The sequence below is a fragment of the Fischerella sp. JS2 genome, assembly GCF_032393985.1.
GTDB lineage: Bacteria > Cyanobacteriota > Cyanobacteriia > Cyanobacteriales > Nostocaceae > Fischerella.
In genome coordinates, this window is record NZ_CP135918.1 from 2899032 (window position 1) to 2916354 (window position 17323).

The following is a 17323-nucleotide window of genomic DNA, read 5'->3' on the forward strand; positions in this document are numbered from 1 at the left end:
TTGCGATAGTTAGTATTGTTTGAAATTGCTGGAATAGCCTTTTAGCAAAGACTCCCAATCTAAAATCCAAAATCCGTCTTGAAAAGCTTTGAGCCTCGCTACCGCTTTTTGCGCTTACGCTAACGGAGGAAACCTCCGCACCCTAGCCTTAAGCCACTTTGTGTCTACAAACTTTTCGCAAAATCCAAAATTGGTATGAGAGTTATGTTAAAGACAGAGCATGAATCCTGTGCTGTAGAAAAGGCAATTTTAGAAAGCTTCAATCGTCAATCTCTACTATCCAACGACGATTCGGGTTGGGGCGGTATTCGCTTTCAGTTCACTTATAGCAGGAGTGCCAGTGCGTTGCCAGATGAGGTGATCTTTCCGGCAAATGCGATTCATATTTATACAGATTTATCGTCTGGGTATGTTGTTGAAGCGCGAATTAATGGACGATTACAAAAAAGCTCCATTGTTACGGGTGATAGTCTAATCATTCCACGCGGCACAGCTTATTGGCAATCAGACAACCAAAAAAGCAAAGGCATTACCTTAGGTTTTAATTCCGATTTTCTTGCCCGCACTCTTTCGGAATCGATTGACCTGGGTTGTGTTGAACTTCTTCCTCAATTTCCAGCGTTTGATCCGTTAATTTATCAAATTGGGCTGGCGCTGAAAACTGAACTAGAACAGAATCGGTATTCTAGCCGCTTATATGCTGAATCTGCGGCAACGTTTCTTGTTACCCATCTTTTCCACCACTACGCCTTTGGCAAACAAAAGGAGCAAATTACAACAAGTGGCTTGCCTAAGTATAAATTACAACAGGTCATTGATTACATCCATGCCAACCTTGAATGCAATATTAGCTTGAGTGAATTGGCTTTTTTGGCTCAGATGAGTTTGTCTCACTTTTCTCGATTATTCAAACAATCAACAGGATACTCACCTCATCAGTTTGTCATCAAGTGTCGAGTTGAACGTGCGAGAGAACTTCTCCTTAAAAGTGACTTATCAATTGCGGATATTACTTATAAGGTCGGCTTTGCTAATCAGGGGCATTTAACCAGCCATTTCAAGCGCCTGCTGGGAGTCACACCTAAGGTCGTTCGAGAAAAATAGCAAAAACCTGTAAAAAAAGTAAAAACTTGTAAGACCAAATAAGAGTGCGATCGCTACTTTGGAATTAAGGACACAGATAGTATTTGCGTCAAAGAATCAACATAGGAGAGATATTCTTATGTCCACCAAATTTACTGGCGGTTGTCTGTGCGGATCTGTCCGTTACGAATGTTCAGCCGAACCCATTGGCATGGGGAATTGCCATTGTCGCGATTGTCAACGGGCAACAGGAAGTGCCTATGCCTCTGGGCTTCTCGTGCCGCAAAGTGCAGTCACTATCACCGGAGATGTGAAATATTATGATGTGATTGGTGATAGTGGAAGCACTGTTAGTCGTGGTTTTTGCCCGAACTGTGGTTCGCTATTATTTAGCAAGCCCCCGAATCCTGAGCTTATGGGCATTTTAGCAGGAAGTCTCGATGATCCAAGCTGGTTCAAACCTACAATGGATATTTACACAGCTAGCGCCCAGCCTTGGGATTACATGAACCCGGATCTACCCAAATTTGCCAAAATGCCATTGATGCCAACCGATGCACATACATAGATTGACTGTATGCATTGATGCTTTCGATCTTTTAGCTGGCAGCGACTTTACTCCAACTCAAGTACGGTAATTTTGCTGCTGTTGCCCGAATTTGGTCTGTCTGTGCTACCAACTGCCCGCAAGCATCCCAAGTACCGGAAACAAACATATTTTTCGCACCTTCTCCCATTGAGATGGGGGCAGAAAAATCACCATATTGCACCAGCATGGTTTCTAAATTAACTGTCACAGACGCTAGGGGATTAGCAGCAATGAGTTCTTGCAGTTGTTTGACGGTGGTAGAATCAGCAGTAACGCAGGGAATGCCCATCGCTACACAGTTGCCAAAAAAGATTTCCGCAAAGCTTTCACCTACTAATGCTTGAATACCCCATTTTGCGATCGCTTGGGGTGCATGTTCCCGTGAAGAACCACAACCAAAGTTACGGTTTACTACTAAAATCTTTGCGCCTTGATACTGCACTTGATCAAAAACATGTTCTCCTTTGAGTGCAGCGCGATCGTCAGCAAATACATGTTCACCCAAACCATCAAAGGTAACACAGCGCAAAAAACGGGCAGGAATAATGCGGTCAGTATCAATATCATCACCCAGCAAAGGAATACCACGACCGGAAACAGCTTTAACTTCACTTACCATAAGATTCTTAATTAGGGAATAAGGGATTGGGGATAAGGGAGACAGGGGAGACAAGAAAGACAAGGGAGAAGGGGAAACAAGGGAGACAGGGGAAAAAGTATTTTACCCGATCTACCAATCACCGATCCCCGATCCCTGATCCCTACAACAACTCGCGCACATCGAAGACTTTACCTTTGACCGCCGCCGCCGCCACCATTGCCGGACTCATCAACAAAGTCCGACCAGAGGCGGAACCCTGCCGACCTTTGAAGTTGCGGTTAGAAGAAGAAGCGCTGAGTTGCCGTCCCTGGAGTTTGTCAGGATTCATGGCTAAACACATCGAACATCCGGGTTCGCGCCATTCAAAACCTGCTGCTTGGAAGATTTGATCTAGTCCTTCTGCTTCTGCTTGTTGTTTCACCCGTTCGGAACCAGGGACAACAAAAGCTTTGACTCCCTGGGCAACCTGACGCCCTTTGACAACTTTGGCAGCTTCTCGCAAATCGCTAATCCTGCCGTTGGTACAGCTGCCAATAAAGCAGACATCGACTTTTGTGCCGAGTATGGGTTGACCTGGTGCTAGATCCATATAGATGTAAGCTTCTTCGGCAATTTGGCGGTCTTCTTCTGGTAGTTGTTCGGCGGAGGGTACAAACTGGTTAACGCCGATACCTTGACCGGGTGTAATGCCCCAAGTAACGGTAGGGGGAATGTCGGCGGCGTCAAACACTACGACATCATCGTACTCGGCATCAGCATCGCTGTTGATCGACTCCCACCAGGCAACTGCTTTGTCCCAGTTTACACCTTTAGGAGCAAAGTCTCTGCCCTTAAGGTATGCGTAAGTGACTTGATCTGGATTAATGTAACCGCAACGCGCACCGCCTTCAATAGACATATTACAGACGGTCATCCGTTCTTCCATGTTCATTTGCTCAAAGGTAGTGCCTGCGTATTCATAGGCATATCCTACACCACCTTTCACACCAAGGGTACGAATGATATGCAGGATGACATCTTTGGCATATACACCTGGTTTGAGAGTGCCGTTAACTTCGATTTTGCGGACTTTGAGTTTAGATAAGGCTAGGGTTTGGGAGGCGAGAACATCGCGGACTTGGCTAGTACCGATCCCAAACGCGATCGCACCAAATGCACCATGAGTTGAAGTATGGCTATCTCCACAAGCGATCGTCATCCCTGGTTGGGTGAGTCCTTGTTCTGGTGCTATCACATGCACAATACCCTGATTACCAGAACCGATATTATGGAAGGTAATGCCATTTTCTTTACAGTTCTGCTCTAGCGCCTGCATCATTTCCTCTGCTAGGGCATCAACAAAAGGACGTGCCTGATTAGTTGTCGGCACAATATGGTCAACCGTCGCAACTGTCCGCTCTGGAAATAATACCTTTAAACCCCGCTCCCTTAACATAGCAAAGGCTTGGGGACTAGTAACTTCATGAATCAGGTGTAGTCCTATAAATAGTTGTGTTTGTCCTGAAGGAAGTATGCCAACAGTGTGCAAGTCCCAAACTTTATCAAACAGTGTGCCTTTGCTCATACTTGAATCTGTTTTAAGCCGTCGCATTTTTTAGATGGTATCAAAAATAATGAATCCCGATAAGCTGAATGCCCATGGCAAGAGCTTTTTATTACCCTTCTAAATTAAAGGGTTGCGTCTAATTACACCCTTGCCTTAATCACCACAATAAAAAAGCTGGTTAATAATGTCCAATATATTTTAGTTGTCTAACTAATACTTAAAAAATATGAATAACTAAAATTCTGTTTTGAAAATAGGGAACAGGGAATAGGAAAGAGGTATTTTCATCCTTGTCTGTCTTGAAAATAGGAATTGGCCCTTTCCTTGTGCCCTTTGCCTTTCTTTGTCCCCCTATATCTGGAGAGTTAGTTTTCTATACCATAAAATGACATTTTCTGTAGTCTACTTAACGACAATTTTATAAAAAATAGCATACACTAGGAGATGTAAGCCTTCCCCAAGGCATGAAACGCAGAAGGATATCGAGAAGATCGATATACCAGGAGGAAATTTTTATGCAAAGAGTCCTGGGATCAACAGAATTGGAATATGCCTTTTTATTTACTCTCAGAAAGGTAAACTCCATAAGCACAGAAGGTTTTCAACCATTTTTTAATAACTTACCTGTTGACCCTTACATTAAAGGTAACTATCGTACCAGGAGGCTATCTCGTTTCATAGTTTCTCAAGATAAATTAATCAAATTGCCTCATGGTTATTTATTTCAAAGCAAAGATTACAATCCCTTAGTGGGTGATATCAAAAGAGAGTTTGCAGAATTAGATGATGCACTCATAGAACTAGATATATTTAAAAACCTAGTTTTAGCATTTAGTGACTCTTGTAAACTGCACCCAGAAGCAGAAATAGGAGTGCATCAAATCAGAACTACTTGTTCACCAGATAATTTTGGTAATCCTGCACCTGAAGGTATCCATCGAGATGGTACTGATTTTATCGGCATCTTTTCTGTTGATAGACAAAATATACTCGGTGGAGAAACCCATTTATACACTCCCAAAAAAGAAAAGCCTGTTTTCAATAAAATTCTCTATCCAGGAGAATTACTACTAATTAACGATCATCAATTCTATCACTTTACTACTCCTATTAAACCTAGAACTGACGGGGTAGGAACAAGAGACGTTTTTGTATTAACTTCACCAAGTTTGCTTTCGGATTAGATAGTGGTTAGTTGTTAATAGTTAGTAGTAAATAAATATCCACTAACCAATCACCACTAACTACTAACTACTCACAAGTTTAATCAACAGCAAATATTTTACAATCTACAAGATATGGGGAATTGAAAGCAGTCATTTCCCCAGCTTTTTTACCTGGAATTGGAAATAATCTTGCAGATAAAGGTTTATCTAGTTTCATAGCTAAAGTTGCCATATCCATTAATATTGCTGTAATCTTTTCGATAGAAATATCACCAGGTATGGGAACTGTATCAAGTCCACAACCACAAACAGCTGAATATAGTAGTAAATTAGTAATATTGTAAGTTTGTTCATTTGCTCTGGCTGCTAAGCCTACATCTTCACAAACAGGAAGCATCAAACCAGAATAACCACAGATTTTCACTGGTATACTTTTTAAAACACGAGTTAACATTCCAGAAACCGTGAGTGTACCTTGATAGCCAAATTTGCTATCCATTAATTGCTCGTAAGCAAAGGCAATACTTGCTTGTTTATTCAATGGTGGCGCTAGTGATGTATCAATACCGTTGTAAGTGATGCCCAATTTTGCCGATATTTTTTCAGCATGATCTGCTAATTTTGTTAATTCTTCTGCTAAAAGCGATCGCAAACTTTTTTCTGCTATTTGAATACTATTGTTAGCGAGAGTAAAACTTTGCATTACCAAGTCGCTACACTCTATACCAAGAGCAAAAGATGTATCACCTTCATGATATGCAGTCGGAAAAAATGGTATACCTGAGTTGCAGTTTGCCCAAGCACAAAACCGAAAGTTACCATAACCATTTTCAGTTTCTTGGGAAATACGTTTAATCGCTTTTGCAGATTCTAAAGTACTCTTAAAGTTAATACCAGTTTCTTTGTCGCCAATTTTTGAGGAAGAATAAATAATAGATGTGCTTTTATTAATTTCTGGAATAATAGCTATATTTTCAGGTTGACTAGCATATCCAATGTTAAAGAAACTTATATTAAGATCTTTACATAATTGTTCTATTTTCTGAATAATATTAACTATCTCGTTTCTCGAAAAGTTTTTGAGATATTTTTCCCATGAATTCGTAGCAATCCTTGTTGTTTGAACTTCATAACCGAATTGCTCAAATAAATTTTTTGCTTGCTGGTTAAATTCTGCTGCTTGCTTGATTTTATCTCGATCATGAGGAGAATCTAAGGAAATACCTGTAGTAATCGCTCTAATTATCATATTTAAATGAAGTAAGTCACCGCAAATAAAGGTAATTATTCGTCATTTGTCATTGGGTAGGGACAAAGCATTTGTACTAGTACATTCAATTTTGTTGTCAAAATACATATACAAATACTTTGCCCTTATAGGCATGTTTATTTCTACTTACCTACTTGTGAATTCACTAAGTTAATAATGCGTAATGGAGAAAACCAACAATTTATTACCAAGTTTCTAATTACTACTTTAGCGACTAACAGGCAATTTATCTGTATCATCGGTGTTTATCCCCCCTCTGTCGGAGGGAGGAATGAGACATAAAAGCATTGAACTTTACCAAAACATATGATTGAGAAAGTGGTGTAATAACTTTGGTTCTTTTGGTTCTTGATAGTCTTTCGGTAATAAATCCGTTAGCGCCGCTTGTAACTCATCTAATAATGCTTGTACCTGCTGTGCTTTAGGACGGCCAGATTGAGATAAGATGATCGGATTGCCAAAACGAACGGTTAATTCTTTGCGGAGATACAGGTCTTGTGTACCGATTAAGACTACAGGTAAAATTGGTACTCCAGCACGCAAGGCATAAATAGCTACACCACGTTTGAGAGGAACTGACAACTGAGCTTCAGTATTGCCTAGTCTTCCTTCTGGAAATAGAATAACGCTTTCTCCACGGGCAAAAATGCCTTGAACAATTCGATCTAGTCGCCGCATAATTTCTATAGAGTTTCCTGTAGGAACATATTTTTCTATAGCATCTGCTAATTCAGCTAGATCTTTATGTCCAATCTTTGCTGCTTGGATTATTGCTAATTCTTCTTTCCAAATCCGTTCTACAGGTATAACTCCCTTAGCAAAATGCAGAAATTGCCGTTTCCACCACTGGTTGTAAAGGGTACGAGCATCGCCCAAAATATGGCAGAAGGGACGAGGTGGTAATTCTGACAGTAATAAAAATGGATCAATATGATTCAGATGGTTAGCTGCAACTAACACTGGTTGAGCAGGAATCCGTTCTGAAAAATCAACTTTCACCCGAAATAAGGTATGAATAAGAGTCCGCAGTACCTTGCGCCGTAACTCACCACTAACTCTGTGTTCTGAACCACCTTCCGCGACAGCTTCCGCCGATAGTAGCGCTTGGCGGATCATTTCATTAGCATGGCGATCGCGTGCATAAGCAACACCTTCTTTTGCACGTTGAATTGTGGCTTCTGTTATTGGTGGCAAAACAGGTTCTTGTGCATCATTAGAATCTGGGTGAGGAATCAGCGGACTGTTGGACATGAATTTTATTAGCAATTCTTTATATTTAACCCAATAATTAGGGTTTGGAGAGTAGGGACACACAGCTATGCACCCCTACAAACCACAAATACCTAATGTGAAATGGCATGTTGTTATTACTCTATGCTAAAGCTTGCCTTAGTGGTAATTTGATTTGGGCAGTTAGTTCTATGTCCTAAGGTACTTATTGGCAACAGGTAAGAATCAGACTCTTAGGTATGAATTTTTTGTAGACAGTTAGTCTATTGTCATAATTACAGGCATCATAACCAAGAAAAAAGCTCTCTTGCCTTTAGCACACAAGAGAGCAGCGGTGTGGTGTGAGGAGCAAATTTAATGTTTGCTACCAGCAATTATACCAAATTTTGTGGGAATAATTAATGACAAGGGTATGAAAATTATGTGTAGATACGTAGCAGCTTGTTACGAGACATTTCCTACAATAAATGTGCATAGTATGTCTCTATGCGCTCGAAGAACGTTTCTAAATTCTGCTACTGCCTTTTTCTTTGTAAAGAAAATTAATATGTAATTATTTTTGCAGTTTTGACTTGTTAATTAAGGTGAGCTTTGCGTAAAATCGTAGTGTTTTTAAACGCAGAGGGACGCAAAGTAAGTGCGGAGGGGCGCAGAGTTTTCCTGCATAGAATTCGCTATGAATAAATGAAATGCTGTACTAAGTCTACATAGATCAGTGAGCAGTTATTAGTGAGTAGTGATCAATAACCGATAACTGATCACTGTGAAAGTGGGTTTTTGACTATTGAGTTTTGCCAGTGATATTAGTCTGTTTTGAGGCTGGGACTCGTTGATTTGAAGATACAGGTGTACGCTTAGGCTGTGACTGACATTGAGCAAAAATTTCCTGTGGGGGTGTAGAGATATTCTGTGCTTGTGATAATTTTTGATATTCGGATAATTTTATACTGTATGCTTGCTTTGCTTTGACCAGAGGTTTTCTCTCTATAGGAACTAAGGGGTCGGATAGGTTTGCAACAGAGCATATCCGTACATAGAGTACTTGATCTGGATTTTGCTGCTGTGCTGTGATTACTGTACTATTGAGAATTGTCAAAACACTACCAGCAGGTGCGATCGCTTGTTGCGGTGGTGATGTGTTTGTCAACAATTGTATATCAGTTGCTGTCTGAATTACATCCAGGCGATCGCTTGGCGTCGATCGTATAACAGATGGCTCGTATTTTACAGAGGGAGTATTATTATTATGTTTCTTACCGAAAATTTCTCCACTAAGCATCCATAAAGTCCCAAATAAACCAGCACCGATCACTAGTCCTACAAGGATGACAAACTGTAATAGTAGGTGCGATCGCTTTTTAGATGTAGTCGCAGGCATTAACTGAGTTATCGGCTCTACTACTGACGGTGTTGGTTGGGTTGTGGGTTGTGGTGGTGTTGCAGGTGGTGCAGTCGGAGGAACAGACGACTGTTGCGGTGGTGGTGCTGCTAAAGGCTTTGGTGTCAAGTCCTCCATCACTTCATCAGCCGATTGATAACGCTCCTGTTTATCTACTTTTAACAACTTGTCGATCACTTCACCCAACTCATCACTAACTGGACTATTCACATGTTCTCGCCAGTTTGCCACCCAACTATAACCGTGTTGCGCCCACAGTCCAAAAGGAGCAATCCCACTCAGCAAATGAAAGCAAGTTGCACCCAAACTAAATAAATCACTAGCTGGGTAAGCTTCACCACCCTTGATCTGTTCAATAGGACTATAGCCAAAGGAGCCAATTGTCGTCCCTGGTTTTAGCTGGACTGTTGCTGTCAGTTGCTTTGATGCTCCAAAATCAATCAGTACTAAATCTCCCCCTAAAGAATTAGCTCTTCTTTGTAAGAACGGTTGAGGGGATCTCGTCATAATATTCTGTGGTTTGATATCTCGATGAATCACACCACGTTCATGGATAAACTGGAGGACAGGCAATAAATCTAGCAGTAGTTCCCGAATTTCGGCTTCGCCATAGGTTCCCCGTGTCTCTAACTCTTTGAGTAAATTTTGGCCATCAATGAACTCTTGTACTAAGTACATGTAATGGTCTTGCTCAAAATAAGCTAAAAGAGTGGGAATTTGTGGATTTTTGCCTAGTTCTTGCAGCCGCTTTGCTTCTTCCTGAAATAATTCAATTGCTTTTTTTAATCCGTAAGTTCCCTGGATTTTTGGGGCTAGTTGCTTGACAACACACAGTTCATTCAGCTTATCTACATCTTCAGCCATGTAAGTTCTGCCAAATCCACCCTCTTCTGAAAGCACCTTAGTGACGTGATAGTGGCCTCTCAATAGTGGTATCAATGGGACGCCGCAACTCTGGCAATACTTTACTCCATCATGATTTTGAGGATTCGGACAATCGGGATTTAGGCAGCAGAGCATTGTTTGGCGAGGGAGTGTGTTGGAATCTATGATAGAGTAACCTTCTTGATATCTCCTTAAATTTTTTAATTTTCTAATTAATTTCTTTCCAGTGAACTTTGTGTCCTTTATGTCCTTTGTGGTTCGTTAAATATATACTATTAATTATTTAGAAGACTAAAGTCCTCACTACAAACTTGAGCGATCGCAATCTTTAAAACTATAAATTTGTGGGACGATCTAGACAATTCATCCCACAAAAAAACACTATATCCTTGCTTCTGGCAAAATTAACATCGCATCACCAAATGAATAAAAGCGATATCGAGATGCTATAGCTTCCTGATAGATATTCAGCAATCGTTGCCTACCAATTAAAGCACTCACCAACATCAACAAACTGGAACGCGGTAAATGAAAGTTAGTAATCATACCTTCTACTACCCGCCATTGATAACCAGGATAAATAAACAAATTAGTCTTACCACAAAATGGTTGTAATTCACCTGTTGTTGCAGCGCCTTCTAAAGCACGGACAACCGTTGTACCCACAGCAATAATGCGACCACCAGCTGCCTTAGTCGCACGAATTTGTTCTACAGTACTGGGTGGTACTTCTATCCATTCTTCATGCATTGTATGGGTAGTGACATTCTCTACTTCTACCGGACGAAATGTCCCTACACCTACGTGCAACGTTACAAAAGCTTGATTAATATTTTGCTGGCGTAATTTTTCTAGTAGTTCTGGAGTAAAGTGCAGCCCTGCTGTGGGAGCGGCAACCGCTCCTGGATTTTGAGCATACACTGTTTGATACTGTTCGCTTTGGGCTTCAGTGCTTGTGATGTACGGCGGTAGAGGTACTTCACCAAATACATCTAGTAATTGCAGCAAAGAAACTTCTTCTGGCAGATCAAATTGCAGCAAACGTCCTCCAGTTGCTGCATCAGTTTCTAGGACAGTTGCACTCAGTAGGTGATGAGGTGGTGGGGTGGTGGGGTGAAATCTTTCTCCCGATCTCCCAATCTCTCGATCTCCCAATCTCCCCATCTCCCCATCTGTTTTACCCTTCGCTGTAAAAACAATTTTCGAGCCTTGCTTGAAACGTTTTCCCGGCTTAACTAAGGCTAACCAACAATTATGTTGTCTTTCCTCTAACAACAATACTTCTACCTCTGCTCCCGTTGATTTTTCACCGTATAACCGTGCTGGAATAACTTGTGTATTATTCATCACTAGTAAATCCCCTGCCTGTAAGATTTCCGGTAAATCTCGGAAGATACGGTGTTGAAGGGTATTTTCTTTACCTACATTCGGAGAATTTACGACTAAGAGTTTAGAACTATCTCTGGGAACTGCTGGGTTTTGAGCAATTAGTTCAGTTGGTAATTCATAATCGTACCCAGCTAATGTGATATCTAGCTCTGAGTTTTCTGTTTTCTGTTTAGATGTTAAATGAGAATTTGTTTTTGCGAGTTGTTCCTGCATTGAGATTTTAGACTTTCTTAAGCAAGCTGGTTGAGAATTGTGTCTTCTAAAAGAACTTTAAAGTATTGCCTACTGAATTGATTATTCGACTTTAAGATAGATAACATTCAGTACCACTGAAGTAACTATATAAAAATTGGGTAAACCTCCCTATCCAAAAACGGGGGCTTTTACCCTAGCAGGTTGTGACTCATTCTACCAATAATAGAAATGTAGGATTGGCTTTGATCCCAAGCACCAAGATGGAATACTTGTATTATCTGGCAAATGCCAGTCTCACTCTGAGGGTTGTTCAATTCTTGCACGCCAAACCCCAAGTACCTGTTTCCTTCGTCACCGTAATTCATCAAATTGATGGTTGGGTGGTTAGAGTCAAACTTAGAAAACAGGTATCGCCCCAGGAAGATGGCGACATTCGGGCTTTTTTAAATGAATTAGGAATAAGCTACGAGCCGCCAATGCGGGTACAAATGGCACTTTGGAGTTTAGAGGCAGGTCAGTGTCCTGTTGATGTTATGCGTCGCTATCAAGTAGCGATTGTCTCTCATGGTAGTCCAGAAAAAGAAGAAATTGAGGCATTTAGACAACAATTTGTCAGGGGATTAGGTTACTGCCCAGAAACTTTGGCCTAACCGAATCAGTGAACAGTTATCAGTTATCAGTTATCAACTTTAAAAATGATAGCTTAGCCCTTAAATATAATTAGAGCGAAAAACAAAGATGTGATGGGGTAATTGGTAATTGGTGAGACTACTTGCTGTCTTGGCTTATGCCGAGATGGCAAAGTAGCGAACCCGAAGGGGAATTGGTAATTAATTGTTGCTTGTTGCTTGTTTATCAAAACATATAACAAACAATGAGCAACAACTATTATCCGATATCATTGGACTGCATCAAAAGCCGCAGTAATATATTCTTGTAACGTCAGTTTGTACCCTGCGACATACGAGCTAACTAAGTTTTTTTCTTTAAATTTATCTCCACTCAATTGTGTTGATATTTCTTGATAACTAACAATAGCAACGTCAAATCGGCAAGGATAATCTGCTTTGTCAGGATGTGCTACTAAAAACATCTGTGCTGTACGCCAAAGTTTGACTTGTTTTGATGATGCGATCGCATTTCTTCCCCCCGCATCCCAGTTCTTGGGACTGCGGGTTTTTACTTCGACAAACGCCAAAGTCGGAGATAGGCAGATGGGGAGAGAAGAAGACAAGGGAGGGGGGGGAGACAAGGAAGAAAGATCACCTCCTTGTCCTCCTTGTCCCCCGTGTCCCTCTTCCACATACAGGGCAACAATATCAATTTCTCCCCAACGGCAACGCCAGCGACGATCAAGGATGATCCAACCTTGGGATTTTAACCAATGTGCCACTAGGTCTTCTCCTGTGTTGCCGAGATCGAGATAATGGTAAGGAGAATGGTTCGTCATTGGCTAAAAGTTACAATGAGTTCTAAGTTAAGCGATCGCATTAGAATAAGCATACTCAGTGTGTTGTTTTTGACTGTGATGGCGATCACAGTTGCTCTAGCTTTCCCAGAAAGCGCTGTAGCAATTAACTATAACAACCGAACCCTAGAAGCGGCAGATTTTTCGAAGCAGGACTTAACAGATTCCAGCTTTGACCATGCCAATCTCCGTAACAGCAACTTCAGTAATTCTAATTTACGTGGTGTGAGATTCTTTTCGTCAAATTTAGCCTCAGTAGATTTTACTGGAGCTGACCTTAGTTACGCTGATTTAGAATCAGCGCGGATGACTAAAGCCAATTTGACGAATGCAGTCCTAGAAGGCGCATTCACCACTGGCACTATGTTTGATGGGGCAATCATTGATGGTGCAGATTTTACTGATGTTTACATCCGTGAAGATACGCTCAATAAATTATGTAAGGTAGCTAAAGGCACTAATCCAGTCACAGGTCGGGATACCCGCGATACTTTGGCTTGTCCTTAACTATTGTTTTAATGTAACTTGGAGTCTTAGTGTCTTTGGGTTTTAACCACAAAGACACCAAGACACAAAAATAATTCTTGTAGGACAGGCAGCTTAAGGCATCAACATCAAACTTTTAGCAGTACTACTTGCCACCTTTTCTGGTTGCCAATGCATGGGGTGATATTTAAACCGCCGCCAAGGTTGGATCATGTCATCGTAGTGATGATGAAAAGCATGACCAGATTGTCCAGTGGTTTGGATAGCAACAGAATTATCCCAATTTGCTAAATCTACAATCATCCGCATTGATGGCAAAGAAACAACAGTGTAGTCCTTAGCTGCATTCCAGCCAGTTGCGTTGACAATAGAACTACCACCAGCACTTGGAAAAGGGCCACGGTTGAAAAGTGCTTCTATTGGGGCGATACCCGATTTTCCTAAGGTTTGATTACGGAAGGTGACTGTATGGAGATTTCCCCAACGCCAGCGACTAACATCTTTACTTAAGTTATGTTCCAGTTCATCCACTGCTTGAGCAAAAGCTTGTTGAAAAATTTGGTCGCGATTTTCAACAACAGGAGTTTTATAATTATCCCACCAATCGCTATTAGGTTGTTTAACCAATTCTTGGATGACTGCAAACCAACGACTGCTACCAGTTGGTAAATAACCTTGGGGTAGTTGATCTGCAAAGGTATCAGCTAAGAGATGTTTCCAAAATACTGCAAAAATTGCCCCAGCAGTACTATCTGAGTTTTGCTGAAAATCCCAGTCTACTAGTAAACGCTGTATTTTTTCCAAATGGCTATTTGAAAAGGGAATTTCCAGGAGAATAGGTACTATATTTTCGGCAATCAAATTTTTATTGTCTGCCTGCATGTTTTCCACGTCAGCAACGGTGATACTATTCTTTTTCGCTGCGATCATTTCTACTATTCGTTGGGCGCGAAAACCATAGTCCCACTCACTAGAAATAAGATAAGGGTAATCTTTACCGATAACTGCATTATTAGCAGTCACAATATAGCCAGACTCTGGATTAAATACTGTAGGAAGTTTCTCAAACTGAATATATTCCTGCCATTCAAAGTCATTTGTCCAACCGGGGACGGGATAGCGCCCATCTCCACTTCTGCGAACAGGAATTTTACCAGGCATTTGATAACCGATATTGCCATCAATGTCTGCATACACAAAATTTTGGGCAGGTACATCAAAATCTCGTACGCCTACGCGAAACTCCTGCCAATTTTGACTACGATTAATTTTGATGATCGCAGATGCCAAGGTTGAAGGTTCTAAAGCAGTCCATCGCAGTGCCAAAGCATAATTTGCTGGCAAGTTAATACCTGCTGTTTGATGAAAGTTTTTTAAAGGGGCAAATGTATCAGAAATAATTGGGCCGTGGCGAGTGTAGCGGACTGTTTGGGCAACAGTCTGACTACCAGCAACTTGAATATTCTCTGTTAGCAGTTCCATATCAACCCATTTGCCATTAACTTCGTATTGATTAGGATTATTCGGGTTGATTTTCTCGATGAACAAGTCCATCACATCTGCTTCTAAATTAGTTACTCCCCAACTAATGCGATCATTGTGACCGATAATTACCCCTGCCATACCAGGAAAAGAAAATCCTGCTACATCGTAGGGACAGGTAGGAGTTTTTGGTAAGCAATGCAAACCAACTTCATACCATATAGATGGTATTTGTACACCCAAGTGGGGATCATTAGCGAGGATGGGTTTACCAGTTGCAGTCCGCTGTCCCGAGATTACCCAGTTGTTGGAACCTATGCCACTGTCGAAGGAATGGGGGAGGAGAGATAAGGAAGAGGGGGGAGTGTGTAGACGCGTAGCGGCTTCCCGTAAGGGTGGAGTGTGAGGAGTGTGTAGACGCGCAAGCGACTTCCCGCAGGGTGGAGTGGGGGGAGACAAGGAGGAAAGATCACCTCTTTGTCCTCCTTGTTGTCCTCCTTGTCCAACTATGACGGGATGATCAGCAGGATAAGGGGGAATCAGTTGGTCTATTTGTTGTGATATGAGGGTTTTAAGTAGGATACTGCGTTCAATTTCTTTGTCTAGGTTGTCGCCGAGATCGTAGGACATGACTTTGCCCCACGTGAGTGTATGTAAAAGTTGCCAAGGTTCGGGTTTATAGTTAGGGTTGAGCAGTTTTAAAACAGCGTATTCTAAACTTAAGGCGCTATCTTGGTGGTTGGCAAGATAAGTATTAATTCCATCAGCGTAGGCTTGCAAAAGATTTTTGGTTTCTGTATCCATCTGCTGTATTTCTGTTTGGGCTACTCGCGCCCATCCCAAGGTACGCAGGAATTTATCAGTATTAAGCTGCGACTGACCAAACATTTGTGCTAAGCGACCAGAACCAATGTGTCGCCAAAAATCCATTTGCCAAAAACGGTCTTGGGCATGAATATAGCCTTGGGCCATAAATAGATCGTGGGTATTTTGGGCATAGATGTGAGGAATACCCAACTGATCACGTTGGACTTCTACCTGTGCTTGCAATCCTGGTAATGTAATTTTGCCGCTTTCTTGGGGCCAGGAATGACAAATAGTGTAAGCGATCGCACTACTTATTACCAAAGTTACAACTAGGATGCTGATGCTAATCAATTTAAGGATTTTGCTTTTGAATAGCTTCTGCATGATTTATTCCGCAGATGAGAAATTTTTAGAATTGTAACATTGTCTATTTATAGATAATTTTGATACATCTATGTGTTGCCAGGTTTTTAAATCAGTGAATAGGAGTATGCTGGGGGATTTAAACCCAAGTGAATATGTACTCCTTACTGATAACCGATAATTGCTAAAATATCCTTCTCTAGCAAGGTTAAGCTTGCTTAACTAAACTTGTATCTTAAATAAAGAAAAAATAAAAAATATTTTAAGTAATTATACTTAAGTTTATCAATATGTACACTAAACAAACAGCAAATTAGCAGCACAAAAACCAATAATTTATAGTTGCTGAAAGCTAATTATCAAGAAAGGCTTCGGGCAGATGGCAGATGGCGAAGATCTAAAGTTTTCGTTCGTGATTGAGCCATCTGTCCCCTCTACCAAATGGGTTTAAGACCCCCAGTAAATCGAAGATTTACTGGTCTGCAATGTTCCTGAGGGTCACAAGACGCGGAGCGGCTTCCGCAGGTATCCCCCTTTAATTCCCTTCTGCCCTCTGCCTCCGTACTTCTGCCTTCTTCAAAGTTGCTGAAAGCTAATTATTAAATTGAATTTCAGCTTTAGGAATCAATTTAATTAATCTTTGTACATATACTTTAAAAGTATATACTCAGTCAATTGTTGCAAATTATTTAGTTACCAATTTCTAAGTAAAGTTTATTTTCATTTGATGCAGGAAGAATGAAAGTACTGTTAGCCTATTTAAGTAGGAAAAGAATAGTTTAAAAGTTATTAGAGGTAGATTTTTTTCTTAAAATATTTTAACAATTACCGCAGTGAATTGAAATTAAAAGAGATTCATCTAATTATTAAGATTAATCGAAATATTTATTTTTTGATTTTCTAATTATCTATGTTGAACTTGTTGAAGCGAATTGGTAGTGGAAATATGAAACATTACTCTGATGCATGGATTGAGGAATGGTGCCAAGAAAATGGCTGGACGGATTTATTTATTGAGCGCTGTAATAGTTATTGGGCTTTTCCTCCTGGTGCAGTAATGCCTGAACCAATTCCGATGCAAGTTCTCAGAGTCATTAAAGCTGAAAAGGGATTAACCTGTGAGGAACGTTTTTGGTCGATCACAGCAGTGATTGCAACCATGATTGCAGCTTTTGTTACCTATTGGCTGAGATGTCCGATACCATTAGTTGCTGCTTTCGCTTTTAATGCGGTGACAGTGGCTCAGCTTGAGGTTGAGGATGCGTATTAAAGTAGAGGAAAGGTTAAAGGGTAAAGGGGAAAGAAAAAATTTATTTTTGATCTTATACTCACAGGAGGTGTTGCGATCGCAGCGCCTTTTTTGA

13 protein-coding genes and 1 pseudogene are annotated in these 17323 nt (G+C 40.8%); 6 read left to right on the forward strand and 8 right to left on the reverse strand.

The window, feature by feature from the left end; all coding sequences use genetic code 11:
- Positions 1 to 204: 204 nt before the first annotated feature.
- Together RS893_RS12135 and RS893_RS12140 are read left to right on the forward strand one after the other, a co-directional pair.
- A complete protein-coding gene (locus RS893_RS12135; RefSeq protein ID WP_315791382.1) occupies positions 205 to 1104 on the forward strand; it encodes an AraC family transcriptional regulator in 900 nt (299 codons plus the stop codon).
- 118 nt (positions 1105 to 1222) lie between these two features.
- Entirely contained in the window at positions 1223 to 1651 is a 429-nt protein-coding gene (locus RS893_RS12140; protein WP_102149984.1) for a GFA family protein, read from the forward strand.
- Positions 1652 to 1682: 31 nt separating this feature from the next.
- Here RS893_RS12140 and leuD read toward each other — a convergent pair whose 3' ends face one another.
- Complete coding sequence (gene leuD, locus RS893_RS12145) at positions 1683 to 2291, reverse strand: 3-isopropylmalate dehydratase small subunit (RefSeq protein ID WP_102149985.1); 609 nt, start codon at positions 2289 to 2291, stop codon at positions 1683 to 1685.
- Between the two features lie 142 nt (positions 2292 to 2433).
- A complete protein-coding gene (gene leuC / locus RS893_RS12150) occupies positions 2434 to 3837 on the reverse strand; it encodes a 3-isopropylmalate dehydratase large subunit (protein ID WP_315791383.1) in 1404 nt (467 codons plus the stop codon).
- Positions 3838 to 4334: 497 nt separating this feature from the next.
- Here leuC and RS893_RS12155 point away from each other — a divergent pair, with 497 nt between their 5' ends.
- Positions 4335 to 5003, forward strand: a complete 669-nt coding sequence (locus tag RS893_RS12155; protein WP_315791384.1) for a 2OG-Fe dioxygenase family protein — start codon at positions 4335 to 4337, stop codon at positions 5001 to 5003.
- A 79-nt stretch (positions 5004 to 5082) separates the two neighbouring features.
- Here the strand turns inward: RS893_RS12155 and RS893_RS12160 are convergent, their stop codons facing one another.
- The 4 genes and pseudogenes from RS893_RS12160 to queA all read right to left on the reverse strand — a co-directional run bounded on the left by RS893_RS12160 (position 5083) and on the right by queA (position 11371).
- Positions 5083 to 6234 carry a DUF711 family protein gene (locus RS893_RS12160; RefSeq protein ID WP_315791385.1) on the reverse strand — a complete coding sequence of 384 codons (1152 nt, stop codon included), beginning with the start codon at positions 6232 to 6234 and terminating at the stop codon, positions 5083 to 5085.
- Positions 6235 to 6549: 315 nt separating this feature from the next.
- Positions 6550 to 7506: a 1-acyl-sn-glycerol-3-phosphate acyltransferase gene (locus tag RS893_RS12165; protein WP_315791386.1), complete on the reverse strand. Its 957-nt coding sequence runs from the start codon at positions 7504 to 7506 to the stop codon at positions 6550 to 6552.
- A gap of 1438 nt (positions 7507 to 8944) precedes the next feature.
- Positions 8945 to 9904 (reverse strand): annotated as a pseudogene (locus tag RS893_RS12170) (protein kinase domain-containing protein); the annotation flags it as partial.
- A gap of 246 nt (positions 9905 to 10150) precedes the next feature.
- Positions 10151 to 11371, reverse strand: coding sequence for a tRNA preQ1(34) S-adenosylmethionine ribosyltransferase-isomerase QueA (gene queA, locus RS893_RS12175; RefSeq protein ID WP_315791387.1), 1221 nt, complete (start codon positions 11369 to 11371; stop codon positions 10151 to 10153).
- A gap of 242 nt (positions 11372 to 11613) precedes the next feature.
- Here queA and RS893_RS12180 point away from each other — a divergent pair, with 242 nt between their 5' ends.
- On the forward strand, positions 11614 to 12003 hold the full coding sequence (locus RS893_RS12180) for a hypothetical protein (protein WP_315791388.1): 390 nt from the start codon (positions 11614 to 11616) through the stop codon (positions 12001 to 12003).
- A 248-nt stretch (positions 12004 to 12251) separates the two neighbouring features.
- Here RS893_RS12180 and RS893_RS12185 read toward each other — a convergent pair whose 3' ends face one another.
- A complete protein-coding gene (locus RS893_RS12185) occupies positions 12252 to 12803 on the reverse strand; it encodes a YraN family protein (RefSeq protein ID WP_315791389.1) in 552 nt (183 codons plus the stop codon).
- A gap of 15 nt (positions 12804 to 12818) precedes the next feature.
- Between RS893_RS12185 and RS893_RS12190 the strand changes: the two genes are divergently transcribed.
- Positions 12819 to 13328 carry a pentapeptide repeat-containing protein gene (locus RS893_RS12190; RefSeq protein WP_315791390.1) on the forward strand — a complete coding sequence of 170 codons (510 nt, stop codon included), beginning with the start codon at positions 12819 to 12821 and terminating at the stop codon, positions 13326 to 13328.
- A gap of 93 nt (positions 13329 to 13421) precedes the next feature.
- Here the strand turns inward: RS893_RS12190 and RS893_RS12195 are convergent, their stop codons facing one another.
- Entirely contained in the window at positions 13422 to 15980 is a 2559-nt protein-coding gene (locus RS893_RS12195) for a penicillin acylase family protein (protein ID WP_315791391.1), read from the reverse strand.
- A gap of 925 nt (positions 15981 to 16905) precedes the next feature.
- Here RS893_RS12195 and RS893_RS12200 point away from each other — a divergent pair.
- On the forward strand, positions 16906 to 17229 hold the full coding sequence (locus tag RS893_RS12200) for a hypothetical protein (protein WP_315791392.1): 324 nt from the start codon (positions 16906 to 16908) through the stop codon (positions 17227 to 17229).
- The last annotated feature ends 94 nt before the right edge of the window (positions 17230 to 17323 follow it).

What these genes read in the sequence shown, in the direction of transcription:
- RS893_RS12135 (WP_315791382.1), top strand. Translation starts at nt 205, where the DNA reads ATGTTAAAGACAGAGCATGAATCCTGTGCTGTAGAAAAGGCAATTTTA.
- RS893_RS12140 (WP_102149984.1), top strand. Translation starts at nt 1,223, where the DNA reads ATGTCCACCAAATTTACTGGCGGTTGTCTGTGCGGATCTGTCCGTTAC.
- leuD (WP_102149985.1), bottom strand. Translation starts at nt 2,291, where the DNA reads ATGGTAAGTGAAGTTAAAGCTGTTTCCGGTCGTGGTATTCCTTTGCTG.
- leuC (WP_315791383.1), bottom strand. Translation starts at nt 3,837, where the DNA reads ATGAGCAAAGGCACACTGTTTGATAAAGTTTGGGACTTGCACACTGTT.
- RS893_RS12155 (WP_315791384.1), top strand. Translation starts at nt 4,335, where the DNA reads ATGCAAAGAGTCCTGGGATCAACAGAATTGGAATATGCCTTTTTATTT.
- RS893_RS12160 (WP_315791385.1), bottom strand. Translation starts at nt 6,234, where the DNA reads ATGATAATTAGAGCGATTACTACAGGTATTTCCTTAGATTCTCCTCAT.
- RS893_RS12165 (WP_315791386.1), bottom strand. Translation starts at nt 7,506, where the DNA reads ATGTCCAACAGTCCGCTGATTCCTCACCCAGATTCTAATGATGCACAA.
- queA (WP_315791387.1), bottom strand. Translation starts at nt 11,371, where the DNA reads ATGCAGGAACAACTCGCAAAAACAAATTCTCATTTAACATCTAAACAG.
- RS893_RS12180 (WP_315791388.1), top strand. Translation starts at nt 11,614, where the DNA reads ATGGAATACTTGTATTATCTGGCAAATGCCAGTCTCACTCTGAGGGTT.
- RS893_RS12185 (WP_315791389.1), bottom strand. Translation starts at nt 12,803, where the DNA reads ATGACGAACCATTCTCCTTACCATTATCTCGATCTCGGCAACACAGGA.
- RS893_RS12190 (WP_315791390.1), top strand. Translation starts at nt 12,819, where the DNA reads ATGAGTTCTAAGTTAAGCGATCGCATTAGAATAAGCATACTCAGTGTG.
- RS893_RS12195 (WP_315791391.1), bottom strand. Translation starts at nt 15,980, where the DNA reads ATGCAGAAGCTATTCAAAAGCAAAATCCTTAAATTGATTAGCATCAGC.
- RS893_RS12200 (WP_315791392.1), top strand. Translation starts at nt 16,906, where the DNA reads ATGAAACATTACTCTGATGCATGGATTGAGGAATGGTGCCAAGAAAAT.